18 protein-coding genes are annotated in these 26,817 nt (G+C 51.9%); 12 read left to right on the top strand and 6 right to left on the bottom strand.

Going from position 1 to position 26,817, the window contains the following annotated elements; genetic code table 11:
- Window positions 1–30 precede the first annotated feature (30 nt).
- The 4 genes from dcuC to SATMO3_RS24240 all read right to left on the bottom strand — a co-directional run bounded on the left by dcuC (window position 31) and on the right by SATMO3_RS24240 (window position 4,617).
- On the bottom strand, window positions 31–1,395 hold the full coding sequence (dcuC, locus tag SATMO3_RS24255) for a C4-dicarboxylate transporter DcuC (RefSeq protein ID WP_371372500.1): 1,365 nt from the start codon (window positions 1,393–1,395) through the stop codon (window positions 31–33).
- Between the two features lie 93 nt (window positions 1,396–1,488).
- Window positions 1,489–2,580 carry a dipeptide epimerase gene (locus SATMO3_RS24250; protein WP_371372498.1) on the bottom strand — a complete coding sequence of 364 codons (1,092 nt, stop codon included), beginning with the start codon at window positions 2,578–2,580 and terminating at the stop codon, window positions 1,489–1,491.
- Window positions 2,581–2,745: 165 nt separating this feature from the next.
- On the bottom strand, window positions 2,746–3,090 hold the full coding sequence (locus tag SATMO3_RS24245; RefSeq protein WP_371372496.1) for a DUF3870 domain-containing protein: 345 nt from the start codon (window positions 3,088–3,090) through the stop codon (window positions 2,746–2,748).
- A gap of 249 nt (window positions 3,091–3,339) precedes the next feature.
- Entirely contained in the window at window positions 3,340–4,617 is a 1,278-nt protein-coding gene (locus SATMO3_RS24240) for a hypothetical protein (protein WP_371372494.1), read from the bottom strand.
- Window positions 4,618–4,837: 220 nt separating this feature from the next.
- On the opposite strand from SATMO3_RS24240, the gene SATMO3_RS24235 reads away from it, so the two are divergent.
- A complete protein-coding gene (locus tag SATMO3_RS24235) occupies window positions 4,838–5,422 on the top strand; it encodes a peptide deformylase (protein ID WP_371372492.1) in 585 nt (194 codons plus the stop codon).
- Window positions 5,423–5,466: 44 nt separating this feature from the next.
- Here the strand turns inward: SATMO3_RS24235 and SATMO3_RS24230 are convergent, their stop codons facing one another.
- On the bottom strand, window positions 5,467–6,219 hold the full coding sequence (locus SATMO3_RS24230) for an AraC family transcriptional regulator (RefSeq protein ID WP_371372490.1): 753 nt from the start codon (window positions 6,217–6,219) through the stop codon (window positions 5,467–5,469).
- Window positions 6,220–6,688: 469 nt separating this feature from the next.
- On the opposite strand from SATMO3_RS24230, the gene SATMO3_RS24225 reads away from it, so the two are divergent.
- The 11 genes from SATMO3_RS24225 (at window position 6,689) to SATMO3_RS24175 (ending at window position 25,846) form a co-directional block, all read left to right on the top strand.
- Window positions 6,689–8,449, top strand: coding sequence for a sigma 54-interacting transcriptional regulator (locus tag SATMO3_RS24225; protein WP_371372488.1), 1,761 nt, complete (start codon window positions 6,689–6,691; stop codon window positions 8,447–8,449).
- 540 nt (window positions 8,450–8,989) lie between these two features.
- Entirely contained in the window at window positions 8,990–10,210 is a 1,221-nt protein-coding gene (gene dpaL, locus SATMO3_RS24220; RefSeq protein WP_371372486.1) for a diaminopropionate ammonia-lyase, read from the top strand.
- 158 nt (window positions 10,211–10,368) lie between these two features.
- Window positions 10,369–11,610 (top strand): YgeY family selenium metabolism-linked hydrolase, encoded by a 1,242-nt coding sequence (locus tag SATMO3_RS24215; protein WP_371372484.1) that lies wholly within the window; start codon window positions 10,369–10,371, stop codon window positions 11,608–11,610.
- Between the two features lie 81 nt (window positions 11,611–11,691).
- Complete coding sequence (locus SATMO3_RS24210; RefSeq protein ID WP_371372482.1) at window positions 11,692–12,696, top strand: ornithine carbamoyltransferase; 1,005 nt, start codon at window positions 11,692–11,694, stop codon at window positions 12,694–12,696.
- Between the two features lie 2 nt (window positions 12,697–12,698).
- Window positions 12,699–13,649: a carbamate kinase gene (gene arcC, locus SATMO3_RS24205; RefSeq protein ID WP_371372480.1), complete on the top strand. Its 951-nt coding sequence runs from the start codon at window positions 12,699–12,701 to the stop codon at window positions 13,647–13,649.
- Window positions 13,650–13,895: 246 nt separating this feature from the next.
- The gene (locus tag SATMO3_RS24200) at window positions 13,896–15,209 is read left to right on the top strand and encodes a nucleobase:cation symporter-2 family protein (RefSeq protein ID WP_371381787.1); all 1,314 of its coding nucleotides are present in this window, start codon (window positions 13,896–13,898) and stop codon (window positions 15,207–15,209) included.
- A 60-nt stretch (window positions 15,210–15,269) separates the two neighbouring features.
- The gene (gene xdh, locus SATMO3_RS24195; RefSeq protein WP_371372478.1) at window positions 15,270–17,825 is read left to right on the top strand and encodes a selenium-dependent xanthine dehydrogenase; all 2,556 of its coding nucleotides are present in this window, start codon (window positions 15,270–15,272) and stop codon (window positions 17,823–17,825) included.
- Between the two features lie 55 nt (window positions 17,826–17,880).
- Complete coding sequence (ygfK, locus tag SATMO3_RS24190) at window positions 17,881–20,991, top strand: putative selenate reductase subunit YgfK (RefSeq protein ID WP_371372476.1); 3,111 nt, start codon at window positions 17,881–17,883, stop codon at window positions 20,989–20,991.
- A gap of 13 nt (window positions 20,992–21,004) precedes the next feature.
- Window positions 21,005–22,333: a putative aminohydrolase SsnA gene (ssnA, locus tag SATMO3_RS24185; protein WP_371372474.1), complete on the top strand. Its 1,329-nt coding sequence runs from the start codon at window positions 21,005–21,007 to the stop codon at window positions 22,331–22,333.
- 631 nt (window positions 22,334–22,964) lie between these two features.
- Complete coding sequence (locus SATMO3_RS24180) at window positions 22,965–23,282, top strand: hypothetical protein (protein ID WP_371372472.1); 318 nt, start codon at window positions 22,965–22,967, stop codon at window positions 23,280–23,282.
- Window positions 23,283–24,181: 899 nt separating this feature from the next.
- Window positions 24,182–25,846 carry a methyl-accepting chemotaxis protein gene (locus SATMO3_RS24175; protein ID WP_371372470.1) on the top strand — a complete coding sequence of 555 codons (1,665 nt, stop codon included), beginning with the start codon at window positions 24,182–24,184 and terminating at the stop codon, window positions 25,844–25,846.
- A gap of 157 nt (window positions 25,847–26,003) precedes the next feature.
- On the opposite strand, the gene SATMO3_RS24170 is transcribed toward SATMO3_RS24175, so the two are convergent.
- Window positions 26,004–26,591, bottom strand: coding sequence for a TIGR00730 family Rossman fold protein (locus SATMO3_RS24170; RefSeq protein WP_371372467.1), 588 nt, complete (start codon window positions 26,589–26,591; stop codon window positions 26,004–26,006).
- Window positions 26,592–26,817 lie beyond the last annotated feature (226 nt).

Genomic DNA, 26,817 nt, shown 5'->3' with positions numbered 1-26,817 from the left:
CCGTCCTTTTGGTTTAACTATTGAAATTATTTATTGATAAAAGAACAGGAAGTTAGCCACTACAATGACCAGTAGGGCGCCTGCCATGGGAATGGCGGTGCGTTTTACGACATCAAACGGCGATACACCGCCCATACTGGAGGATACCACGATAACGGCCGTTATCGGGGAAATGGCTCTGGCGGCGCTGGCGGCAAAATGCATCGGCAGCAGCATAACTACCGGAGCAACCGACATCTTTGCGGCGACCGTAGGAGTTAACGCCGCAAAGGCAAAAAACGGTGCGTTGCCGGAGCCCATGACTACCGAGGCTATAGCTATAATGCCTACCATAACGATAATCATACCGGCTGCGCCGAAACCGGAGGCTTGCGCCGTAGAGATAATGGAATCAATGGTGCCAATTGTGACAAGGCCTTTGGCAAAGGTTTCACCGGCTACAATCAGGGTGATAACATTGGCCATCTGCATTCCTAACCCGTCAAAAAAAGACTGGATGTCATTAAGTACCTTTTTGCCATCACGCAAGCGGATATATTCAAAAATCATACCGATGGCCACGCCAATAAACATGGCCTTGATAATGTCCATTTTGATCCAGGTAATCCACAGGCTGCTGAAAATTAGTATTAATGCTAAGGGCAAAGCCGGCAGTATGGCGTAAATCATCGGCGGGATGGTTTCGTCTGTTTCCGCTTTCGCTAATTCGGAAGGCTGCACAATATGGCCATCGCGTTTATCAAACCATTTCTGGACGACATAATGCAAGATGGCCACTATCGGTATGACAACGGCGGCAATCGGAATTTGATAGTTGGTCCAATAGAGTACCGGATCAATGCCGGCAGTATTAGCTGATAAAATAGTGCCGGTATCGCTGGGGCTCCAGTCCAGACAGAGGGTTGTGGCGATAACGGCAGTGGCTGACAGACGGCTGACTCCCAGACTGACAAGTACCGGGAATACGGTAACCATCAACAGCATGGCTAAGCCGGAGGCGCTGTTAATGCATAAACCCAGCAGCATGCCGAGCACCCAGGCGCCAGCCATAACGAGATAAGGGGAACGAAACGCCAGTAATGGTCTAATGGTCAGTTTCACCAAGGCTTTGCTGGCGCCGATATGGTCCATATAACGGGCGAAGCCTCCCACGGCCATGATATTTAGACCCAGACCGGCCGCACGCGAACTCATAGTCTGTTTAATAAACTCAAATGCGTCAAAGAGAACGGAGCCAGTGCTGTCTTTGACCGGCAGGATTTTACCCAGGCCTAAAGCAACCCCGGCAAACATAAGAATCATTCCAGCCATAAACAGCACCGGTTGCGGCTTATATTTTTTTACGATTAAATAACCTACCCAAAACGTTACAACTAACGAAAGGATAATACCCATTTCATTACCTCCTTATTTTATTGTGATAACTTAGGAAAACCAATCTGGAAACAATCGCCTGATTTCGCATCACTCCTTTGGCAAAATTGCTTTTTACATAACTTCCTGCCAGCCTTTTACATCGGTAATGCCCAGCCCCGGCTGGTCCGAAAGCAGAATCTGATCCTGGGCAAATGTTACTCCGCCGATAACCGGGTCTTCGGCCAGCAATACGGCCGCATCCAAATCAGCTTTTGTTACAATCTTTTTGCCGGCTGCCAGGCTGGCAGCGGCTGTAATCCCTACCTTGCTTTCCAGCATACAGCCCATCATGCACTCAATACCCATGGTTTCGGCAAAATGGGCGATTTTTATCGCGTTATGCAGGCCGCCGGCCTTCATTAGCTTAATATTTACAAGATTACAGGCCTCCATGGCCAGTAATTGGAACACTTCATAAGTGCCAAAGGCGGCTTCGTCGGCCATAATGTCTGTAAGCACGTTTTGGGTGACATACTTTAAACCCTGAAAGTCGTGGGCTTTGACCGGTTGTTCAATCAACTCAATATCCAGTCCTAAATCCTCGAATTTTCGGATTGTTCTGACCGCCTCTTTCGGACTCCAGCCCTGATTGGCGTCCAGGCGGATTTTAACGTCATAGCCGACTGCGGCGCGGATGGCTTTCACACGCTTAATATCAAGGGCAGCGTCGGTGCCGACTTTGATTTTAATGGCCTTATAGCCTTCTTTCACCGCTGAGAGTGAATCCTGCACCATTTCCTCCGGCTCGTTGACACTAATGGTCAAATCAGTGGCAATGCTCTTGTGGAATCCGCCGAATAATTTGTACAATGGGATACCGTGCAATTTGCCGAACAAATCATAAACGGCAATATCCAGCGCAGCTTTGGCTGAACTATTGTGCAGCATGGCGGCATCAATTGTCGTCATGATTCCTTCCAGATTATCTACATTCATTCCGGTTATTTTCGGACCGATGGTATCACGGATGGCTGCGATTATCGAATCCTGACTATCCCCGGTGATGACGGCCGTGGGCGGGGCATTGCCAAAACCGACCTCGCCGGTATCGGCGATTACCTTTACAATAATATCTTCGGCTGAACTAACCTGCCGTAAGGCTGTTTTGAAAGTTTTTTTCAGCGGAATGCTGACTTTGCCAATTCTGATGGACGCTATTTTCACTCTGATTTGCCTCCCGGTACTGTATTATTAAATAATTATATTAAAAAATCCAGCACAATAAGACCTTCTCGCCAAGAAGGTTTATCGTGCTGGATTTTGTTTACGTTTGCACAGGCTTCTAATACTTGCCGGCGCCTTATAAACAAAGCAGCTTTATTCTACTAGTCAGTCATTTACATCAAAGGGCTGCCCGCTGATTATTCGGAAAAACTTTTTTTGAGCATCCTTGAAGGCCACTACAATGGCTTTTTGTGAGGAACCGAAATACCGGCTTTCAATCTGCTGCTTAATGACCTCAAAGTCTTCCCGCATGCTTCTGCCGCTAAACAAACTGGTGATGAATTCACCGGTAAGCGGCAGTATAACCGAACTGGCACACGTCACAATTTTGCCTGTATCCTTTTCTACAACAAACCCGATGAACAACTGGGTATAGTGGTGCGTAATCGGGTTATTCTGCTGCGTTTTGGCATTGCCGACAATATAAACTGTATTATCCGCAAACATCATTGATCTCCATGATTCTTCCTACCAGACTCCTTTTCCACAATATATTCGCGGCCAATGAATTAATCCCTTTTCCGCAGTGGAAATTTCCAGCGTACTATCCCTGCACCCCAATCCATTTGAAGGCAATCTAAGGTGAAGTCATTTCATTAGGTTAAGAACAGAGAGCTAGGAGGCAAAAGGCCTTGTGACAGTAAAAAAAACGGGATTGGTCTGTAGCGTTGCCAGGGCAATCCCGTTTTTATTATTTTGCTATCGGTTGTGTATTGTATAGGTGCTTAAGGCAGTGCCATTTTGATCAACAAAGTAGATATGAATAGGATCAGCAAAGTTTAAGGATAAACGGTCAATGGGAATAACGTCGCTGGTTTGGGTGGAGGACCAGCGGTGATTAGCCAGCGGGCTCTTGGTTCGTATCGTAACCGTCAAGTCGTTGCCGGCCTGAGTGACCTTTTCGATGCCAATACCGTAGCCCTGCTCTGTTACTGAGCCGATATGGGCATAGAGGGCTAGCTGACGGCCAAAATCAATGGCGTCCACTTTTTCAACAATGATATTGGGAATATCTATAGGATTCGCAGGGTCTGGTTTGAACAGCAGGATACCCATTTTCATATCGGCGGGGTAAGTAGGCTCAAGCCAGGCCCAGTTTTTGAAACTGTCGTTACGATAAATCGTCCGCTCATTGGTGACAACAACCGGCCCGGTAGACGCTCCCAGTGTGGGATACCCATACATGCTGGCCGGGCGGTAGGTGGCAGGGTATTGTCCGTTGCCGATGCCGCGGATGGTGGTAATTACCCATTTGCCACCCTTTCTTTCCAAATCAACTTTGAAGGTCTGTCCGCTGGTTTTTACCTGAACGATGGCCTTGTCGGCGGCAACAGACAGCAGGCTGAAGCGGTCATTGGCCGCATCAAAGCCAAATGTGCCGGCATTGGCTTTAACCACATCAACAGGATCGCCCGACCGGATAACGCCGCCGCTGCCGCCGGTAATGACTTCCTTGACACTGTCAATTCTCCAGGTATCTTTATCTTTGCTTAAGCGAACTTTATAAGTTTCGCCGCTATCGTTGCGCACAAGCACTACCGCTTCTGTCTCACTTTGCGACTGCAGGGAAAAGCTGTCGTGGCGGGCGTCGAAGCCATAGGCGGCCGCTGCTGCCTTAACGGCTGCGACAGGTGAGCCGACAGTATTAGGGCGTTCTTCCTTCGGGCGATCCGGCTTGCGTTCCTGCGTATTTTGCCGGTTCTGTTCTGTGTCTGGCTTAGGTGTTGCCGGAGTTGGGTCAGCAGGTGTCTCAGCGGTGGTATTTTTGACTGGCGGCGTTTCGACCGCCGGAGGGAGCGGTTTGGAGGCAGTTTCTGCTGCTGCCGGGATAGCAGTTACTGTATTTTCTGCAGCATGAGCCTTGGAAATGGGGAGGCCAGGCAGCATGGCCGAAGTGACAACGGCGGCGCCGGCAAGAGCGGCCACCAGGCGTTTGTACTTACGTCTGGCATTTTTTCTATGGCTGATGTGCTTCATGGTGAACTCCTTTCGCTACCAATGCTTAATACTTATTTTTTTGTTATTGTCTGCAATAGTTGTGGCTAGCAGTCCAAGCATTTTATGGGGCGTGTTCCAGAAAATAATTTTTGGTGCCAAGCCGCTTCCGGCCAGGGATGGTGCGCCGGGTAACAGGAATTTTGGCTTGTCTGTGTAATATATAAGGTAAGGCTTTGAAACTATGAGCAGGAGGGCTGTATTGAAAAACAGGCTAAAGAAATGCAAGCAGCTAACTTGTTTCATTATATTTTTGCTTATCTCTTGTTTATGGCTAAGTGAGAGCCTGTCCGGTTCCGCGATTAAGGAGAGAATAGTTACTGCGCCCCATCCTGTTTTACGGCAGAGGGCGACCGATATTGAGCGTGGCGACCATGAAACAATCCAATTACTGATTGAAATGGCAGACTATATTGAGGAAAGCGTCCGGCCAATTGCCGGGATTTCATTACCCCAACTGGCCGTTTCCAAACGGGGTTTCGTCGCTATGATTGAAGAAGAAGCCGTTATTATGATTAATCCCAAACTGATGAAATATGGTCAGGAGGAGCCCAGTCTGGAAGGCTGTTTAAGCCTGCCCGGCCAGTTCGGTTATGTCAGCCGGCATTCCTCCGTTACTGTTGAATACCATGATGAAGACTGGCAAAAGCAGGTCTTGCATCTCAAAGATATTGATTCCTTTGTAGTGCAGCATGAGAACGATCACCTGGATGGAATATTGATTGCCGACAAAATGCTGGCAGCACCGGCTCAATCCCTGCGCAACAGCGATATTCCCCTGGAATAGGAAAAAAATAAACTGGAAAATATTGGATGAAGTGATTTGGTTTCTTAACTTGCACTATATTGGGCATATTTTTTCGGAGATATGCCAACTGCTTTTGTAAAAGCTTTTAAAAAGTTACTATAATCATTAAAGCCACATTTCTCACAAACTTCGCTGACTCCCAAATCCATAGACAATAAAGATTTGGCTATGGTAATACGGCGGGCATTAATGTACTTGTTAATAGTAGTGCCTGTAGTTGCCTTGAAGATTCTGCATATATAAGAGGTGCTGAGGTAGAATCGCTCTGCCAGCTGCTCTACAGTAATAGCCTCGGTGATATGCTGATTGATGTAAGATAGGATTTCTTTCACCTGTTGATTGTACTGAAAGTTGGAATCCGCTACTCCTGCGCTATGGTTATTTAGGAACAAACTATTGACCATAACCATCATTTCCATAAAAGCTACCTGCTCAATTATGTCACTGCCAAATTTATTTGATGTAGTTATTTTGCCAATAAAATAAAGAAAGCGATGCTGCTGTTCTTTGTTTAGTGAAATACGATGGTTGAATACCTGATTACGCTCAGTAAAACAATAGCTAAGGTCTGTCTTTGCAGTTGAAATTTCCTTTAAATAATCAGAATGGATACAAATAATAATACGTTCATGAACCATATTATTAATTTGCGTTAAACAATGACTCTCAAATTGATTAATAATAAACAAATCTCCTGGATTAATATCATAAAAGCGATTATCTATAAGAAACTGCTTCCCACCGGAAATGGAAATAATACATTTCGAAACAATCATGGATATGCATATTCATGATTGTTTCTTCTTTGTGCAAATGGGCAATTGCATAATATTTGTTTTTCAGGCATTCTGCAATGGCCGCTTTACATGCTGTGAATGCTTCGATATTTCATACCTCCTGTTCTATGATAAGGGCGACTCGACTAACCTTCAGGTGGGGCTTTGAACCCCATCTGAAAGTTGGTCGCCCTTATCCAGGGACTTAACTGCCCGCCTGTGCTCGTAGGGGTATAACTCCCACTTGTAGAAGATGGGAGTCTTAGAGTGGGTTAGTCACAGGTGCAATATTTTGTTCTCAGAACATAGCAAAGAGGCTGTCTCTTAGGCAGTCTCTTTGCTATGTTCTGTTGCTTCTCGAAAATTTGCTGAAGAAGAAGGGGAAAGACGGGCACAAGCGAATTTTAAAATCATGGAACGGTACTGGATCAGGTTATTTATAAATCAGTAAAGGCACGGGACAGCAAATATGAAAAGTTCAGTTTTACAGGAAATTCAGGACGCTGTTATTCAATATGCGAAAATTATTGCGCATGTCATCCGGGTAGATGTGGAAATTGTCGATGACGGTTTAGTGCGTATTGCCGGTACCGGCATCTATAGCAAGGGCATTAATGAGGACATGTCCGGCGAGGGCTTTGTCTACAAGCATGTGTTGGCAACAGGCAAATCCCAGTATATTGAAGAGCCGGGCAAGCATGAACTCTGTGATAGCTGCCCCCAGCAGGGATGCTGTGCCGAAAAACTGGAGCTATGCACGCCGGTTGTTTTGGGCGAGGAAATAATCGGTGTAATTGGTCTGATCTGCTTTGAAGAGGAACAAAAGAAGCAGCTGCTGCAGGACGTAACCTTTTATCAGCTGTTTCTGGAGCAGATAGCCGACTTTATCAGCGCCAAAGCTTATGAACGGCAGGAAAGCAAACGCAATGAACGCATGATGGGAATGCTGCTGCAGGTCATAGACAATGTGGATAAAGGTGTATTGGTGCTGGATGGGGACGGAAAAATAGTCCAGATTAATGAGAGCGCCTGCAAGCAGTTGCAGCTGGCCGCCGATTGTATCGGTAAGCCGGTTGCTATGGCGGCTACCAGCGACTCTTTGCTGGGCGTGGAAGAATACAAAGTAGTTATTGATCATACCACCTATTTTCTTATCGGCAATTTATTATCTGTGTCCTCCGGGCTGCCTGCCTATGACCGGATTTTTATTTTTAATGAAATGAAAAATGTTAAATCCGGTATCTATGATTTAACCAAGGTAGCCATGCCGGTCACTATGGATAATCTTGTCGGCTGCTCGCCGGAAACGCAGCAGCTAAAGGCTAAGCTGACCAAGCTGGCCGACTCCAACTCTACCGTTCTGATCATCGGTGAAAGCGGCACTGGCAAAGAGGTTGTGGCCAGGGCCATTCATGCCGTCAGCAATCGTAGTGACAAGCCTTTCATTGGCATCAATTGCGCCGCCATTCCTGATATGCTCTTAGAGAGCGAATTATTCGGTTACGTAAAAGGGGCATTTTCCGGGGCCGATCCCCGGGGAAAAATCGGAAAATTTGAACTTGCTAACAAAGGTGTCCTATTTCTGGACGAAATCGGCGACATGCCGCTGTATCTGCAGGTCAAGCTCTTGCGGGTGCTGCAGGAACGTAAACTGGTCCGCATTGGCTCTAACCAACTGATATCTTTGGATATCCGGGTTATCGCCGCTACCAACAAGGACTTAAAAGAGCTGATCAGGGAGAAAAAATTCCGGGAAGACTTATATTACCGTTTAAACGTAATCCCTATCGAAGTGCCGCCGCTCAGGGAACGGGTGGACGATATTGAGCCGCTGGTAAATTCCCTGATGGCAAAGTACAGCGGACTGTTTAACAAAAAGGTTCGCGGCATCGACCGGGAGACCATGGGAATTCTTATGCAGTACAGCTGGCCGGGAAATATCCGGGAATTGGAAAATACTATTGAGTTCATGATTAATATGGCCGACGAGAGCGGCTGGCTGACCAAATGCACCCTGCCGCGGAGTTTTCAGGAAAGTCAGGCTGCACACACGCCGCCGGCCGGGATGGGCGAATTTAAGACCTTGCGCCAGCTGGAACACGAACATATCAGTAGCGCTGTCCGGCGATTTGGCGATACAACCCAGGGAAAACTGGCTGCGGCCAAACAGCTGGGCATTGGCATTGCCACTTTGTACAGAAAATTACGCGAAATCGAAGAAACACAGTAACCGGAACAGCAAATTAGCCGGTTTTCTTTGCATCGTAATATGCTTTCTACCTTATAACTTATTCTTTTTAGGTAGAAAGCATATATTTTTTTATCTGCTCAACACGATGTCCTTTCCGGCTAAAAGCCGCACCCGGCTTTCGACTTCGCCATGGTTCGGCGTGAGCGCTTTCGCCAGAGGCTCGGCGCAAGCCGTGTTTTCTTTATCAATCTGATAAAAAATTGCTGCTAAGAACATGCTTTATGGCCAAAGAGAGTTCGTGTTAGCCGCTCTCCGGGATGTAAAAGGGGTACATTCACTAATGTTTATCAGATTGATAAAATTATTATTTTGATAAATGAAACTAAAGAAATTACAGGCCGCAGCCAGCAGCGGCAGTGGGGAACGGGGATTGTAACACCGTGGCGCCGCCCCGGTTTAATGGGCTGATATACTGCCTTTCGGTGTCAAACAGAAAAAGATACAACGCATTGATAATATTGGCACGGACTTTGCAATGGTATTTAACTGTGGCAGACATAAAGGAAAAGAGGTACAAGAATGAACCAGAAAATTAAATGGGTTAAAAATCAGATGATGGACAAAGCGGAGAAGTCATCGATCGATTTTTTGAGCTGTCAGGAAATTGGCAAGGTCAGAGAATTTCACAAAAGTTTCCCTGAATATAGTCAGACACCGCTGCGCAGTTTGTCGGAGCTGGCTGGTTATCTGGGCGTCGGCGGTGTATATCTGAAAGACGAATCCTACCGCTTTGGCCTGAATGCCTTTAAAGTCCTGGGCGGCTCGTATGCGATGGGCAAATACCTGGCGCAGCGCCTGGGAGTGGACATCAGCAAGCTGGATTACCGGCAGTTAACCTCGGAGGCGGTTCGCAAGCAACTGGGCGAAATCACCTTTACGACCGCAACCGACGGCAATCATGGCCGGGGTGTCGCCTGGACGGCCAACCGTCTTAAGCAAAAATCAGTGATCTACATGCCGAAAGGCTCGTCCCTTACCCGCCTGGAGAATATCCGGGCCGAAGGCGCCGAAGCATCCATTACCGACCTGAATTATGACGACGCCGTCCGGTTGGCTACGGAAAATGCCGGAAAATATGGCTGGGTGGTGGTACAGGATACTGCCTGGGAAGGGTATGAAGAAATTCCGGCCTGGATTATGCAAGGGTACGGAAGCATGGCGCTGGAGGCGCTGGAACAACTCCAGGCCGCCGGGGTCGACAAGCCGACGCACGTGCTCGCGCAGGCCGGGGTAGGCTCGTTAGCCGGCGCCGTGCAGGGTTTCTTTGCCTCGGCCTGTCAGGGCGATGTTCCTAAAACGGTGATCGTGGAGTCCGATCAGGCCGACTGCCTGTATCAATCGGCAGTGGCCAATGACGGCGAGCCCCGCATTGTCACCGGTGAGCTGGCCACCATCATGGCCGGTCTGGCCTGCGGCGAACCCAATACCATCGGCTGGAATGTACTGAGGGACTATAGCTATATGTTTGCGTCCTGCCCGGACTGGGTGGCGGCTAAAGGCATGCGGCTCCTGGGCAATCCGCTGGGCAATGACGCCAGAGTAATTTCCGGCGAGTCGGGCGCCGTCCCGGCCGGACTCTTAGCCGAACTGATGACAAACCCGGAGCTGGCGACGGCAAAAGAGAAACTCGGCTTAAATGAAAAGTCCAAAATTCTGCTGTTTAGTACCGAGGGTGATACCGATCCGGTGAAATACCGCGATATTGTCTGGAACGGCGAATATCCTGTTCCTAAAGAATAGTACTTGTCATTGCAAGCGTTAGCGTGGCAGTCTTATCTGCAAACCGGAGTTTTCCGCAATATACAATGAAGATTGCTTCGTCATACCTCCTCGCCATGACGGTCGGGTCTTGTGTGCGTTCTATTTCGACTTAAGCAAAAACGAAAGGGGTTATCAGCTTGAAACTGGAATTTGAAAAAATCTTGGAACTGGCGAAAAAGTATGAAGCGGACATCAGTAAATTCCTGCGCGATATGATTGCCATCCCCAGCGAAAGCTGTCAGGAGGAAAAGGTCATCCTGCGGATCAAGGAAGAAATGGAAAAAGTCGGCTTTGACAAAGTGGAAATTGATCCTATGGGCAACATTCTGGGCTATATCGGTCATGGCCAACATATTATCGCCATGGATGCCCATATCGACACCGTGGGTGTCGGCAATCCGGAAAATTGGCAATACGATCCGTACCAGGGCTATGAGGATGCTGAAATCATTATCGGCCGGGGAGCCAGCGATCAGGAAGGCGGCATGGCCTCCATGGTGTATGCCGGCAAAATTATTAAAGAGCTTGGCTTGGAAGACGACTACACCCTGGTCATGGTCGGCTCGGTTCAGGAAGAGGACTGTGACGGCCTGTGCTGGCAGTACATTATTCAGGAAGATAAGCTTAAACCCGAATTCGTGGTCAGTACGGAGCCGACCGACGGCAAGATTTACCGGGGCCAGCGGGGCCGGATGGAGATCAAGGTGAAAACCACCGGCATCAGCTGCCACGGCTCAGCGCCGGAACGGGGCGATAACGCCATCTATAAAATGGGCCCCATCTTAAGCGATTTAAAAGCCCTGCATGAAAACCTTACGGATCACGACTTTCTGGGCAAAGGCAGTCTGACGGTATCGGAAATCTTCCATACCTCGCCCTCCCGCTGCGCCGTAGCCGACAGCTGCTGGATTTCCATCGACCGGCGCTTAACGGCCGGCGAAACCGGCCAGTATGCCATTCAACAAATTAAGAATCTGCCGTCGGTAAAAGCCGCCAATGCCGAAGTCAGCATGTATACCTATGAGCGGCCGGCCTATACCGGCCTGGTATACCCAACCGAATGCTACTTCCCGACCTGGCTGATTGAAAACGGGCATCCGGTCTGCCATACCCTGGTGGATGCCTACCAAGGCCTGTTTAAAGAAGCGCCCAAAGTAGACAAATGGACCTTCTCGACCAACGGCGTTTCCATTATGGGGCGCTTCGGCATCCCCTGCATCGGTTTCGGCCCCGGCCATGAAGATCAGGCCCATGCGCCCAACGAACGCACCTGGAAGCAGGAACTGGTGGACTGCGCCGCCATGTACGCCGCTATTCCGCTCATCTACACACAAAAATATGCGGACAAAATGACCAGGGAAACGAAAAATCTGGTGTAAGACCTCAAGGCTAAACCAAGTTACTTTATGGTAATAACACCATAATAGATAAATTATGAAAAATCAGGGAGGAATCTGCAAATGCAATCCATTTTCAGAGGAAGACATTTTATCAACCTGGAAGATTTCACTAAAGAAGAAGTAGATACCATGCTCGAGGTCTCTTTGGACCTGAAGAAAAAGTTTGCCATGGGTGTGCCCACTCCCTATTTACTGCATCAATCCATGTTTTTAATGTTCTTCGAGCAATCCACCCGCACCAGAAATTCCATGGAGGCCGGGTTTGCTCAATTAGGCGGTCACGCCGGCTTTTTAGATTCCAGCAGCATGCAGATCGCCCACGGCGAAAGCGCCAAAGACACCGCCATTATTTTGTCCCGTTTCGGCCATGCCATTGCCTGCCGGTATTGCAACTGGGGCTATGGCAACAAATACCTTACCGAAATGGCCAAATGGTCGTCAAAGCCCATCATGAACCTGCAATGCGATCTGTATCACCCGTTCCAGGCTTTAGCCGACCTCATGACAATGAAAGAGAAAATCGGCGATTTAAAACGAGTCAAAGTCTCCATTATCTGGGCTTATGCCGAAAGCCACAAAAAGCCGATTTCCGTGCCTGTCTCCCAGGTGCTGCTGTTCCCCCGCTACGGTATGGACGTCGTCCTGGCTCACCCGAAAGGCTGGGAACTGCCTGACTGGGTGATTGCCCAGGCTAAAGCCAACGCCGAAAAATACGGCGGTTCTGTTACTGTTACCGACAATGAGGCCGAAGCTTACGCCGGCGCTCATATCGTAATTCCGAAAAACTGGGGCAACTGGGTAACCGACCAGACCGGCGTAGCTGCCGCCGGCGCCGTGGCTGTAGTGGACGACAAACTCAAAGCTCAAAGATCCTGGAAATGCACTGAGGCCAAAATGGCTACCGCCGACAAAAACGTTATGTACATGCATGCCCTGCCGGCCGACCGGAACAACGAAGTCGAAGATTCGGTCATCGACGGACCGCACTCCATCGTGTATGACGAAGCCGAAAACCGGCTGCATACCGCCAAAGCGGTGATGACCCTGTTAATGGGTGGCAGATAAGCATGGCTAAATTAGCTGTTATCGCTATTGGGGGCAATTCCTTAATCCGGGATAACACGCGCCAGACAGTGGAAGACCAGTATGACGCCGTCTGCGAGACGGCCAAACATATTGCCGGCATGATCGCAGCGGGGTATGAGGTTATCATTACCCATGGCAATGGCCCGCAGGTCGGCTTTATTCTCCGGCGCTCGGAAATTGCCAACGAAGTGGCCGGCATGCATTTTGTGCCGCTGGTCGCCTGCGGCGCCGATACGCAGGGCGCCATCGGCTACCAGATCCAGCAGGCTATGGATAACGAATTTAAGAAACGGGGTCTGGGCAAGTCGGCCATCACCCTGGTTACGCAGGTAGTGGTGGACGGTAACGACCCGGCTTTTCAAAGACCGACCAAGCCCATCGGCTCCTTTTATACCCGGGAGCAGGCGGAAAAGATTCAAAAAGAGCATCCGGACTGGGTCATGGTCAGTGACGCCGGCCGGGGCTTCCGCCGGGTAGTGGCTTCGCCGCTGCCGCTTGAGATTGTCGAAAAAGAGGTCATTCATAAACTGGCGCTGGACGGCTACTGCATGATCGCCGTCGGCGGCGGCGGTATTCCGGTTATCCGCCGGGAAGACGGCACCTTCGCCGGTGTCGACGCCGTTATTGACAAAGATTTTGCCGCCAGTCTGCTGGCCGCTGAGGTTAAGGCCGATGAACTCATCATTTCCACCGGTGTGCCGAAAGTGTATTTAAACTACGGCCAGCCGGACGAGAAAGCCCTGGATAGAGTCACGCTGGCGGAATTGCAGGAATATGTCCGGGAAAACCATTTCGCGCCCGGCAGCATGCTGCCCAAGATCCAGGCTGTCATCCGCTTCCTGGAGAATGGCGGCAAGAAAGCCATTATCACCAATCCGGAGTCACTGGAAGAAGCGGTGGCCGGAAAAACGGGAACTCACGTAATTTTGTAAAGGCAAGGCAGAGATACTGCCCTTTAAGGAGTATCTCTGCAATACTATCCTGTATGGTTCAAAAAACTGATTGATATTAGAAAAATCCGCGGTTAAGACAGGTGACAAAAAGTCTGTCAGCCGCTTTACGATGTATAAGCAGTGCAACCATTTCACAAGCAAGGATCACACAGTTAAAATTGCGAATATTTGCAAAAAAAGAGGTGCGGCTCACCAGTGAAAACCAAAGTAGCTCCTGTTGATGAAATGCTGCCCAAAGGACAGTTATTTACGTACGGACTGCAGCACGTGCTGGCCATGTACGCCGGCGCAGTGGCAGTGCCGCTCATTATTGCCAATGCATTAGGCTTGCCGCCGGCACAGTTGATTTATCTCATTCAGTGCGACCTGGTGGTGGGCGGGATCGCCACGCTCATCCAGTCCCTGGGCGTCTTAAATATGGGGATTCAGAGCCCCATTATGCAGGGCGTATCCTTTGCCGCAGTAGCGCCGATGATCCTGGTAGGCAAAGTGCACGGGCTGCCGGGGATTTTCGGCGGCACTATCGCCGCCGGTATCATCGGCTATTTCTTAAGCCCTTATTTCAGTAAGCTGATCCGCTTTTTTCCCAAGGTTGTCACCGGCACCATCATTACCCTGATTGGCGTGTCGCTGCTGCCGGTAGCCGTGCGCTGGGCCGGGGGCGGGAATCCGGCAGCGGCGGACTTTGCCGATTTTCCCAATATCGCACTGGCCTTTACGGTACTGACCATTGTTATTGTTCTGTACCGCCTGCTGGCCGGTTTCTGGAGCAATATCGCCGTCCTGCTGGGGCTGGTGGCCGGCACCCTGCTGGCTATTCCCCTGGACATGGCCGACTTCTCGCAGGTAGCTGCCGCCGCCTGGTTTTCGGCAGTTACGCCCCTGGCTTTCGGCATGCCGGTATTTGATATAACTTCCATTATTTCCATGACCCTGGCCTTTCTGGTCATTATGACCGAGACCACCGGCGATATTATTGCGGTTGGCGAAATTGTCGGCAAACCGGTAACCAGTGACGATTTGGCCCGCGGTTTGCGCGCCGATTCGTTTTCCACCTTGCTGGGCGGTATCATGAATACCTTTCCGCATTCGGCCTTTGCCCAAAATGTCGGTCTGCTGGCCTTATCCGGCATTAAAAGCCGCTATGTGGTCGTAGCCGCCGGGCTTATCCTGGCAGCGCTCGGCCTATTTCCCAAAGCGGCCGCCGTAGTTGCCGCTATTCCCAGCCCGGTACTTGGCGGTGCAGGTATTGCCATGTTTGGCATGGTGGCGACCAGCGGCATCCGGGCCCTGGCCAAAGTGCCGTTTGACGGCAATCATAATGCCATGATTGTGGCTGTAAGCCTGGGCGTTGGTCTTATTCCGCTGGCATCGCCCGGGTTTTATCACAAACTGCCGCAATTTGCCCAATTAATTCTGCACAGCGGCATTACCGCCGGCAGTGTCAGTGCGCTGGTCCTCAATTATTTCTTTAATGAATGCGGCAGGAAAGCGGCGGACGACGCCGGACTGACGGAAACGGCCGGCCATCATTGCTGAAAGGGCGTTTTCCTTAGATATCTGTCATAGTAAAACCTGTCCTGAACAGGAGGATTACGTATGTATAGCTTTATGCTAAACGGTCAGCCGGCCGCCTGTGACACGGATATAAGCCTGCTGGCGTACCTCAGGGATTTTGCCCGGCTTACCTCAGTAAAAAACGGTTGCGCCGAAGGCGCCTGCGGCGCATGTATGGTGCTGCTGGACGGAAAGGCCGTGCGGGCTTGCGTACTGACAACGGCCAAAATCGCCGGAAAAACCCTGCTCACAGTCGAAGGCTTGCCTGCGCGGGAAAAAGATATCTACAGCTGGGCTTTTGCCGCCGCCGGGGCCGTACAGTGCGGTTTCTGCATTCCCGGCATGGTAATCAGCGCCAAAGCTTTGCTGGATAAAACCGCTTGCCCGACCGCCGCCGAAGTGAAAAAAGCGCTGCACGGCAATGTTTGCCGCTGTACCGGCTATGTCAAAATCGAGCAAGCCGTGCTGCTGGCCGCCCAAGCCCTGCGGGCAGGCTTTACGCCGCCGGCGGAGAGTGACTATAAAGTGGGCGACAGAATGCCGCGCATTGATGCCCGCGACAAAGTCCTGGGACTGGCTGAATACGTGGACGACATGTATGTGGCCGGCATGCTGCACGCCGCCATTTTACGCTCTCCGAGCCCGCGGGCGCTGATCAAACGCATTGATACTTCACCCGCCCGGCTGCTTGCCGGCGTCGAAGCCGTTATCACCGCCGGGGATATTCCCGGACGGCGCCACCAGGGCCATATTATTCCCGACTGGCCGGCCTTTATCGCGGAGGGGGAGGAAACCCGCTATATCGGCGATGCCCTGGCGGCCGTGGCCGCCGTCAGCAAAGAAATAGCCCGGGCGGCTGTCAAACTAATTCAAGTGGAGTACGAAGAACTGCCGCCGCTTGTCTCGCCCCGGCAGGCGCTGGCTGAGGGTGCGCCGCCGCTTCATCCCAAAGGAAACCTGCTGGCCAAAACCGTGCTTAAACGCGGTGACGCTGATGCCGCTATCGCCGCTGCCAGGCATGTTGTCCGCCAGCGTTACACCACGCCGTTTACCGAGCATGCTTTTCTTGAACCGGAAAGCGCCCTGGCCGTTCCCCATCCGGACGGCACTCTGACGGTGTATACGGCCGGGCAGAATGTCTACGATGACCATCATGGTATTGTTTCTCTGCTGGGAGTGGAGGAAAACGACGTACGCATTGTCAGCAAAATGGTGGGCGGCGGTTTTGGCGGCAAAGAAGATTTATCCGTGCAGCATCACGCCGCGCTGTTGGCCTGGCATGCCAAAAAGCCGGTGAAACATACGCTGAGCCGACAGGAGAGCATTTTTGTCCATCCCAAGCGCCATGCCATGGAAATGGAGTTTGTTACGGCCTGTGACGAAAATGGCGTCATTACGGCCATGAAAGCCGAAATTCTGGCCGATACCGGCGCGTATGCCTCACTGGGCGGGCCGGTGCTGCAGCGGGCCTGCACCCATGCCGCCGGGCCGTACCGGATCGCCAATGTGGATATTACCGGCCTGGGTGTCTATACCAATAACCCGCCCGCCGGCGCCTACCGGGGTTTCGGCGTTACCCAGTCCTGTTTTGCCATGGAGACCAATATCAGTCTGCTGGCCGAACAGGCAGGCCTGTCCCAGTGGGAAATGCGCTGGCGCAATGCCATCGAACCCGGCCAGGTACTGCCTAACGGGCAAATTACCGATCAGGGCACCGCGCTGAAAGAAACGCTGCTGGCTGTAAAAGCGGCTTTTGATTCCAGCCCGTACGCCGGTCTGGCCTGTGCCATGAAAAACGCCGGTATCGGCGTCGGCCTGCCGGATATTGGCCGGGTCAAGCTGAAAATCGCTAACGGCCAGGTTGTCATTCTTACCGGGGCGGCCTGTATCGGCCAGGGCCTGGTCACGGTTATGACCCAGATTTTAGCGGAAACAACAGGCCTGGATGTTTCCCGGCTAGCGGCCGCTGCGCCGGATACCTATCTCACCCCCGATTCCGGCACCACCACCGCTTCACGGCAGACGGTATTTACCGGCGAGGCCACCCGCCAGGCGGGACTGAAACTTAAGGCAGCGTTGGCGGCAGCCTCGCTGCCTGAACTGGAAGGCCATGAATTTTACGGTGAATACTCGGGGCTCACCGACCCCATGGGTTCTGACAAACCTAACCCGGTCAGCCATGTCGCCTATGGCTATGCCAGCCAGGTGGTCATTGTCGATGAGGACGGCAAGCTGGTTAAAGTGGTCGCCGCCCATGATGTCGGCAAAGCCATTAACCCGCTGGGCGTGGAAGGCCAGATTGAAGGCGGTGTGGTTATGAGCCTGGGTTATGCGCTGACCGAAGACTTTCCGCTTAAGGCCGGCATTCCGCAGGCCAAATTCGGCACACTGGGCCTGTTTCGGGCCGGCAACATCCCGGCCATTGAAAGTATTATCGTGGAAAAGAACCAGGCCGAACTGGCCTATGGGGCCAAAGGCGTCGGCGAAATCACCTCGGTTCCCACCGCCCCGGCCGTAGCCGCCGCGTATCTCAGGCTGGACGGCAAAGTCCGCACTGATTTACCGCTTAAGGAGACGCCCTACAGCCGGAAAAAATGATAGTAAAGCACCGTTGCCCTCTGCAAATAACGAACATAACCGGGAGGAATGACAAATGGGAGACTTAATGAGACCGGTTCCCCTGCCTCAGCTTATTGTGCGGATTTTTGAAGAATATACAGCAGATCGCTCTGTTTTTGGCTATCCTTCCTGCCATTTTTTCCATAAGAAGAACCGGCAGACTTTTGCCCTGTTTGGCGAAACTATTGAGACGGCCGTAGGCCCCGCCGCCGGGCCGCATACCCAGTTAGCCCAGAATATTGTGGTGGCGTACCTGGCCGGCGCCCGTTTCATCGAGCTGAAAACCGTGCAGGAACAGGAGCCGCCTGTCGCCAAACCCTGCATCGACGCCGACGATGAAGGCTTCAACACCGAATGGTCCAGCGAGTTCACGGTGGAAAAAGCGTACGAGGAGTACATTAAAGCCTGGGTGCTGTTGCACCTGGTCGAGGAGGTCTTCGGTCTCAGTCAAAGCGGCCGGCGCTCCTTTATCTTTAATATGAGCGCCGGCTATAACCTGGCCGGCATTCAGTCGCCGCGCATGGATGCCTACTTAAACGATCTGCGGGACGCTTCGCAGCACCCGTATTTTACACAGTGCCTGGCGAAACTGGCGGCGCTGATTGAGGATGGCGGTTTCCTCCGGGGTACCGGCCTGGAGGAGCGGCTGCCGCGGCTGGCCGGTATAACGGGACGCATTTCCGGCCAGGTCTGCCAGTCGATTACCCTGTCGACCATGCACGGCTGTCCGCCGGCCGAAATCGAGCGAATCTGCGGCTATTTGCTGACCGAGAAAAAGCTTGATATGTATGTAAAACTGAATCCTACCCTGCTGACCTACCTGGGGGTGCGCACCATACTCGATAAAACCGGTTTTGACTATGTCGAACTGGCGCCGGAATCTTTTCACCATGACCTGCAATATACTGACGCCGTTCCCATGCTGACCAGGCTCAGGCAACTGGCGGCCGCCCACGGGCGTTTCTTTGGCGTTAAGCTGACAAACACCTTAGGTTCGGTCAATTTTAAAGGCAAGCTGCCAGGCAGCGAAATGTACATGTCCGGGCGGGCCCTGTTCCCGCTGTCCATTACCCTGGCGGCCAGACTGTCCGCCGAGTTTCAGGGGGAAATGCCGATTTCCTTCTCCGGCGGAATTACCGAACACAATATAACCGACGTATTCGCCACCGGCATTAAACCGGTCACACTGGCTACCGATCTCTTAAAGCCCGGCGGTTATGCCCGCCTGGCGGCCATGGCCGCCAAACTGGAGACGGCGCCGGGCTGGGACATTGCCAAGATTGACGTCGCCAGGCTGCAAGCGTTAGCTGAAAAAGCCCTGACTGCCGGCTATTCGCAAAAACATTTCCGGGGTTCCCGTAAAGCAGCAGTCCAAGGTCTGCTGCCGCTCCTCGACTGTGCGGCAGCACCCTGTAAGACGGCCTGTCCCATCAGCCAGGATATTCCCGAGTACATCCGGCTTGCCGGGCACAAGCGCTATGCCGAGGCCCTGGCGCTTATTTATAAAAAAAATGCCCTGCCGGGGATTACCGGGGCAATCTGCGATCATGCCTGTCAGCATAATTGCACCCGGCTGGATTATGAAGGCTGTGTACAAATCCGTGAGGTCAAGCGTCTGGCGGTGGAACAGGGCTGGGAGGAATACCGCCGGCAATACGTATTGCCTAAACACCAAGATGGCCTAAGAGTGGCCGTAATGGGGGGCGGTCCGGCCGGTCTGGCTGCAGCCTTCTTTTTAGTCCGTCAGGGTGTCGGCGTGACCGTGTACGAAACCCGCGAGAGCGCCGGCGGCACTGTGAAGCACGTAATTCCTAATTTCCGGATTAGCCGGGAGACCATTGACAATGACATTCAATTTATCCGGGAGCAGGGTGTCGAGTTTGTCTTTAATTCGAGTTCTGAGCTCACACCGGCCGAGCTTAAGCAACAAGGGTACAAGTATGTCGTCGTCGCTGTCGGCGCCGGCGCGGAGAAACCCTTTACCCTTACCGCCGCCGGCGGTAAAAAACCGCAAATCATTCCGGCCTTGGAGTTTCTGGCCCAATTCAATAAAAATGCGTCAGCCCTCCAATTAGGCCAACAGGTTATTACCATCGGCGCCGGCAACACCGCCATGGACGCCAGCCGCACCGCGCTCCGGGTACCGGGGGTCGAAACAAGTTCCGTTGTCTACCGCCGCACGCCTCAAGAAATGCCGGCCGATCGCGCCGAATACGAGCTGGCCCTGGCAGATAACGTGGCTTTTCATTTCCTGGTCAATCCGGAAAAAATTGACGCCGAAGGCAGGCTGGTCTGCCAGGTTATGCGGCCCGGCCAGCCTGACGCCGGCGGCCGCCGCAGCAGCGAGCCCACCGGTGAGTATAAAACCTTTGCCGCCGATACCATCATCCTCGCAATCGGCGAGGATATCAATACGGCTTTGCTGGCCAGACTGGGCATTACCACCGCGGGCCGGCAAGTTACCAATATCGACAATGTGTATGTAGCCGGCGATGCCCGGCAAGGGGCTTCCTCCATTGTAAAGTGCATAGCCGATGGCCGGAGCGCCGCTGACGCTATTTGTGAGCGGGAATTTCCCGGCTTTTTGCGCACCGCCGACACGCCTGCCCGGGCCCAGCGTGAGCAGGCTCAGGAAATCACGGCCAAAAAATGTGGCCTGCGGGGCGCAGCTGTCCTGACGGCCGAAGGCCCGGGCCAAGTCGACGTGGCAACCGGCGACAGGGAATACAGCCGCTGCCTGGAGTGCAACTATGTCTGCAATAAATGCGTGGAAGTCTGCCCTAACCGTGCCAATCTGCCAATTCAGGTGGAGGCTGGCGTCGCCAATTATAATCAGATCATTCACCTCGACGCGTTCTGCAACGAATGCGGCAACTGTGCAGGCTTCTGCCCGTGGGAGGGCCGCCCCTTCACCGATAAGCTTACGCTATTCAGCCGCCGCGACGACTTTGACCATAGTCAAAACAGCGGCTTCCTGGTGGCAGGCGATATTGTAATGGTACGGGCCGGGGGTGTGGTGACGGCCCATAGCTTGCAGGACGGACAGCTGGGCGCAACCGGCGAGCCTGCCTTCGACCAGCTGGCAGCGATATTTAATTACCTGTACAGTAAGCGGCCGGCCTTATTTGGTCCGGTAGCGGAATAGGGGAGGGACCATTGTGCTGGTACTGAAAAACGCCACCGTTGTGGAATTTTACCCGGCTTCGATCCGGTATGGCGTGGATATTGTCATCGACGGCAGCAACATCATCGCCGCCGGTGCAGGTGCTGCCGCCGGTATTGAAGCCGACCGCGTGCTTGACCTTAAGGGAAAAATTGTGACGCCAGGCATTGTCTGCAGCCACAACCACTTTTATTCCGGTTTGGCCAGAGGTATTACCGCCCGTATTGCTCCCAGTCCCGACTTCGTGTCGGTGCTGAAAAACCTATGGTGGCGGCTGGACCTGGCCATTGACGAAGAAATCCTCTATTACAGCGGTCTGGTGTGCTCCCTGGAAGCCATCCGCTGCGGCACGACGGCGGTTCTTGACCACCATGCCTCGCCGGCCTTCATTAAAGGCTCGCTCAAGACCCTGAAGCAGGCGTTTGAGGAAACCGGCCTGCGCGGCATTACCTGCTATGAAACCACCGACCGCAATGCGGGACTCAGGGAAGTCGAGGCCGGCGTACAGGAGAATGTTGATTTTGCCAACCTGTGTGAAGGCGATAGAGCGGCCACCGGCGGCAATCATTTGGTAGAAGCCATGATTGGCGGCCACGCCCCGGTTACTATGCCTGACGCCGCCCTGGAACTGATGCGCGACGCCGTGCAGGCGACAGGGCGGGGCATCCATGTGCATGTGGCCGAGGACCGCTATGATGTGTCGCACAGCCATCATCTGTACGGCAAAGACGTAATTGTCCGTCTGCAGGAATTTGGCTTAATTAATGACAAGGCGCTGTTGGTGCACGGTGTATACCTGTCCGACCAGGATATTGCAATCATCAATGACGAGAACGCCTTTCTGGCGCATAACGCCCGCTCCAATATGAATAATAACGTTGGCTACAGCCCGAAACTGCCCCTGTACAAGAACCTTGTGCTGGGGACGGACGGCATGGGCAGCGACATGTGGGAAGAAATGAAGTTTGCCTACTTCAAGCATAAAGACGCCGGCGGTCCCCTGTGGCCTGACAGCTATTTACAATTTTTGTATAACGGCAACGAGATATTGCGGCGGTACTTCGCCGCTGAATTCGGGCGAGTGGCTCCCGGCTGCAAAGCCGACCTGACCGTGCTCGATTACCAGGCGCCCACGCCGCTTATACCCGGCAATATCGGCGGTCATATTGCGTTCGGCCTGGATTCCCGGGATGTGACCGACGTTATCATCAACGGCAAAATCGTGCTGGAAAGCCGAGAATTTCCGTTTGCTGTCGGACCAATTTATGAGCAGGCCCGCAAGGCCGCGCAGCGTCTGTGGGATAATATGGATAAGCTGCCGTGAGGCAATACTGTACCGCCGCCGATTCTAAAGCGGGGTAAAAACAACAGTGGCAGTGGGCCGGATATGTCCGGTTCACTGCCACTGTTGTATATTTTGCCCATGTAAATTATGCAACCGGCCAGGAAAAAATCCGGTCTGCCTGTCTCACTTTACTTGCAATTCACTCAGAAAAAGCTATAATTAGAAATAGGTGGAAATTAAAAAGTCGCCGTGACCCGGAAGTGTTAGAGCACTCCCGCGGCACGCGCAAGGTGTTAACGCACCTACACGTAACAGTCAAGCTGTCCACGACGACATTTCTATTATACAATGCCGCCCGCTTAAGCACAAGCGAGGCGCGGGTGTAATGGGATGTTGCCATGAAAGCAGGCTGTGCGACTTCCTGCAGCAGATGATACAGCCTGTTCCTGATACAATCAACGGAAAGGCAACTGTTCGCGTATATAGTCTACTGACTGCCTTTTTGTTGACAGCCGGTTCTTACCGGTTTATTAGGTTTGGGATTTAGCAAACGACGAAGCAAAGCGCATGTGTAGGGTTAAAAACCTCGCATGCGCTTTTTAATTTCCCCCTGTAAAAAAAGCTGCAGCGCCAACGGGTATGCCGCAGCCTAAGTATAGGGGGCATTGTTGTGTTTAACAGTATTTTAAACCAGGCGTTTGAGCAGTACGTCTTTGACAGAGTGGACAATATCCTTAACATAGCCGGTGTTACTGATGCAAAATACAGGAAAGTAGTGAAAGAGGCCGATTCAGTACTAACGCAGCTTATGGCAATTGCCCGCGAACTGGAAGCGCAGCAGCCGGAATTGCTGCGTCTGGTTATGGAGTATGAGGCCGCCACTACCATTGAATCCGGACTTACGGCTGAAATTGTTTACCGGGAAGGTATTCGGGACAGCTTAAGCATACGTCAGGAATTTACCGCTTTTATGCAGAAGCAAATTTAAGGTTATCATTATCCCTCCGCTTATTAGCGTTGCCACAGCTTATTGTGTAGGTTTTCTGGCTGGTGGCCTTTGGGACGGATTGTATAGTTTTGCAAGGAGGCTGCCGGTGATGCCGACAGCTTTTTTTGCTATCAGAAATTAAAAGTATTGCGAGACAGCAATCCCTTATAAAACAAGGAGTGCCAAGGTCAAAGCCCAGCGCAGGCGACCATCATACACCGCTACGCCGCTGGCGCTTAACCTCCGCCTGCGCCTCAGTACTGTTTTATGCCCGACTTGAACAGGAGACGGTGGTTTTGTCTTGTTAACTCAACCTAAGATAGTACCGCCACCCCGTGCCTTAAACAAGTTATGCCCCGGCAACTCTCGTAACCCCCGTAACCCTCACGGCCTTTGCCGGAAAAAGCGTTCCGCAGGAGAAAAGCCGGGCGGTATTCCGTTAAGAAATCCGTACTGTTTGAGCGTAGCGAGTTTACGGATTTTAGGAATACTGTCCGGCTTTTCAGCTTTTGGAGGCTCTGGGCCTAGATTTTTTGCTTACTTTTGTAGCGATGACAAAAGTAAGACCCTGACTCTTGCATTCCAGAATCAACTGACGTGTGCAAAGCAAAGGACCGCGTTAGCGTTTTTTTTATCCTGATAGAAAGTATAACTTTCGCATGGATTAGGGCAACATCGGCTTCCGCTTTCGCCAAAGGCTCGGCACAAGCCGTGTTTTCTTTACCTCAGCATCATCCGGAGTGGAAAACGGGGATTTTAGGGGGCGTTTGGTGCGCAGTGATTTATATCATAGCCGCCGGGAAATAGCAGCGCTACAATGAATACGAGTACTTCCAGGTTTTTCATAACCGCCGCCGGGAAGTCGGACGTAAGACAACTATTCGAAGGAGTGAAGCGCTGTGACAATAAAAACTAAATTACTTACGGTCATTTCCCTGTTATTCGTGTTTATCATAGGTCTGCTCGGCATCAATTTTTATACGTTTAGCGTCCTGGCGGGTGATGCACCGGCGATAAACCTGGCAGGCAATTTGCGCTTCCGGGCCTACCGGCTGGCCGTGCTGAGCAATCAGTACGCAACCGCCCGGTCTGACCAACAGGCGGTTTGGCAAGGGCAAATCGAGCAGGAAATCGGTGTGTATGATAAAATTGTAAACGGCTTAGGCAACGGCGATGCGTCTTTGCAACTGGTACCGCTGACCAATGCTGCCAGCCGCAGCCAGTATGCCCTGGTCCAGAGTCAATGGAGTGAATACCGGCAGGCCGTTTCTGCCGTGACTGCTTCTTCCAGCCAGGCGGATTCAGTAGCAAAGGCCGGTCAGGTCAGCAGCATGGTCCCCGGCTATGTTGCCGAGGTGGATAAACTTGTAAACCTGCTGGCAGAAGGTTCGCAAAACAAAATTGCTTTTTCCAAAACCGTTCAGATCGCTATTTCCTTATTGGGGTTTGCCGTCGCTGCCCTGGCCTTGTATGTTATCCTCTTTACCGTAATAAGGCCGGTAAACGCTTTGGCGGCTTCTTTTGCCAATGTTGCCTCCGGTGAAGGCGATTTGACCGTCCGCCTTGATTCCTCCCGGCGGGATGAAATCGGTGAGGTGACAAAATATTTTAATCTTTTTATCGAAAAGGTTCAGAAGATTATCCGGGTTTCCCAGGAAACGGCCCGGCAGGTCTCGCTTTCGGCGGATACTCTCTCGAAGGCAAGCAATGAGAGTAGTAAAGCGGTGGAGTATGTTGCTGTTTCTGTCCAGGAAGTGGCGGCGGGAGCATACCGGCAAAATACCAATATGACCGGGTTGGCAGCTAACATCGAAGAAGTGGCGGCCGGTATGCGTAAAATGGTCGAGCACGCCCAAGAAGCGTCCTATTTGTCGGAAGAGTCCCGGAACCAGGCGAATAAGGGGGGCGAAAATGCCGGAATCGTTACTGCCCGTACCGAACAGTTAAAACGGACACTCGCGGAAGTCACAGAAAATATCAATCTGTTGTCCGGGCATTCCGGGGATATCAGCCAAATTATTGATCTGATAAAAGCGATTTCCGGGCAGACCAATCTGCTGGCCCTTAACGCCGCCATAGAGGCGGCTCGGGCCGGCGAGCAGGGCCGCGGTTTTGCCGTAGTGGCCGAAGAGGTGCGCAAGCTGGCGGAGCAGACCAGTCAGGCCGCCAATAGTGTGACCGTAAAAGTATTGCAGGTTCAGCAGCAGGTGGATACGGTGCAAACGGCCAACAACCTGCTTGGGGAAGAACTGAGGCATATTGAAACTGCCGTCGCCAACCTTGCCGCCGCGTTACGGGAGATCATGTCCTGGTCAACGAACAGTAAAAAGGCGGTGGAAGAAATTACCCTGCTCAATGAGCAGACGGCCACAAGCTTTACCGGTATTGCCGCTTCCTCCCAGGCAATAGCGGGAACTGCCAGACAAATAGCCGCGCAGTCGGAAACTGCGGCTGCCGCCATTGAAGAGCAAACCGCCGCTATCCAGGAATTCACTGCGACAGCGCAACAACTGTCACAAATGGCGGAAACAACGGATAATTTGGTTGCCAGGTTTAAGGTTTAGTAGCCGGCCAGTTTGGGGCACGGGCGCTGCCTGAAAATTTTTACACGCAGGCGAGCGGGCAATATAAGAAAACCACCCTCCCGACACTCACAGAATAGATAGTAATATCCTGGGCAATCGGAGAATTTATACCTGCACTATAAAAATGTAATGCCGGCTAAGCCTCCACGGCTGTAAGCCACCGGTTTTGCAATACGGGTGGCTTATAGGAATCAATATAAGCCAGAGCCGAAGCAATTTCCTGTGTTACGAAGTATAGTTCACGGCATTCTGTTTTGGCAAACTGCTGGCGGATGACGGTCTCAAACTGTTCCAGCAATTTGTCGTAAAAATTGTTGATATTCAAAATGACGATGGGCTTATTATGATACTGTAACTGTTTTAATGTTATAATTTCCAGAATTTCTTCCATGGTACCGTAGCCGCCAGGCAAGGCAATAAACGCATCGGAACGTTCATCCATGGTTGCCTTTCTCTCGCGCATGCCTTTGGTGACAACAAGCTCATCACACTTGTCATAGACAATGCCCGCCAGATTTAACGCTTCCGGAATGACCCCGATAACATGCCCGTTGTGCTGGTGCACTGATTGCGCACAGGCTCCCATCAGGCCGGTAAGCCCGCCGCCGAAAAGGAACAGATCCCCGCTTACCGCGATTTCACGCCCGAGGGCGGAGGCTGCCTCAAAATAAACCGGATCGATAGCCCGGCTGGAGGAACTATACACGCAAATAACCTTATTCATCGATACCCTTCTCCCGTTTCCTGTCAAAGTAAAAGTTCAAAATCTATATTACCATTGTCTGTTTTAACTGTCCACAGCCGCCCTGGATCTCAATACCAAAGACAGGTAAGATGAAACAGGGCTGCTGAAATGCCCTACATTAAGATAGCCTATGCCGTCAGCAATGTTGCAGGTGACGGAAAAACAGAATGTTGGCAGAATATTTATAAAAAACAATTGCTTTATT

The organism is Sporomusa aerivorans (genome assembly GCF_041428895.1).
Lineage (GTDB): Bacteria > Bacillota > Negativicutes > Sporomusales > Sporomusaceae > Sporomusa > Sporomusa aerivorans.
The sequence above is the reverse complement of the archived record's forward strand: the minus strand, read 5'-3'. Positions and strand labels throughout refer to the sequence as shown.

Coding starts and splice junctions, on each gene's coding strand:
- SATMO3_RS24170 (WP_371372467.1), bottom strand. CDS start 26,591: ATGAATAAGGTTATTTGCGTGTATAGTTCCTCCAGCCGGGCTATCGAT.
- SATMO3_RS24240 (WP_371372494.1), bottom strand. CDS start 4,617: ATGAAGCACATCAGCCATAGAAAAAATGCCAGACGTAAGTACAAACGC.
- SATMO3_RS24210 (WP_371372482.1), top strand. CDS start 11,692: ATGCAATCCATTTTCAGAGGAAGACATTTTATCAACCTGGAAGATTTC.
- arcC (WP_371372480.1), top strand. CDS start 12,699: ATGGCTAAATTAGCTGTTATCGCTATTGGGGGCAATTCCTTAATCCGG.
- ygfK (WP_371372476.1), top strand. CDS start 17,881: ATGGGAGACTTAATGAGACCGGTTCCCCTGCCTCAGCTTATTGTGCGG.
- xdh (WP_371372478.1), top strand. CDS start 15,270: ATGTATAGCTTTATGCTAAACGGTCAGCCGGCCGCCTGTGACACGGAT.
- SATMO3_RS24230 (WP_371372490.1), bottom strand. CDS start 6,219: ATGATTGTTTCGAAATGTATTATTTCCATTTCCGGTGGGAAGCAGTTT.
- dcuC (WP_371372500.1), bottom strand. CDS start 1,395: ATGGGTATTATCCTTTCGTTAGTTGTAACGTTTTGGGTAGGTTATTTA.
- SATMO3_RS24225 (WP_371372488.1), top strand. CDS start 6,689: ATGAAAAGTTCAGTTTTACAGGAAATTCAGGACGCTGTTATTCAATAT.
- SATMO3_RS24200 (WP_371381787.1), top strand. CDS start 13,896: ATGCTGCCCAAAGGACAGTTATTTACGTACGGACTGCAGCACGTGCTG.
- dpaL (WP_371372486.1), top strand. CDS start 8,990: ATGAACCAGAAAATTAAATGGGTTAAAAATCAGATGATGGACAAAGCG.
- SATMO3_RS24245 (WP_371372496.1), bottom strand. CDS start 3,090: ATGATGTTTGCGGATAATACAGTTTATATTGTCGGCAATGCCAAAACG.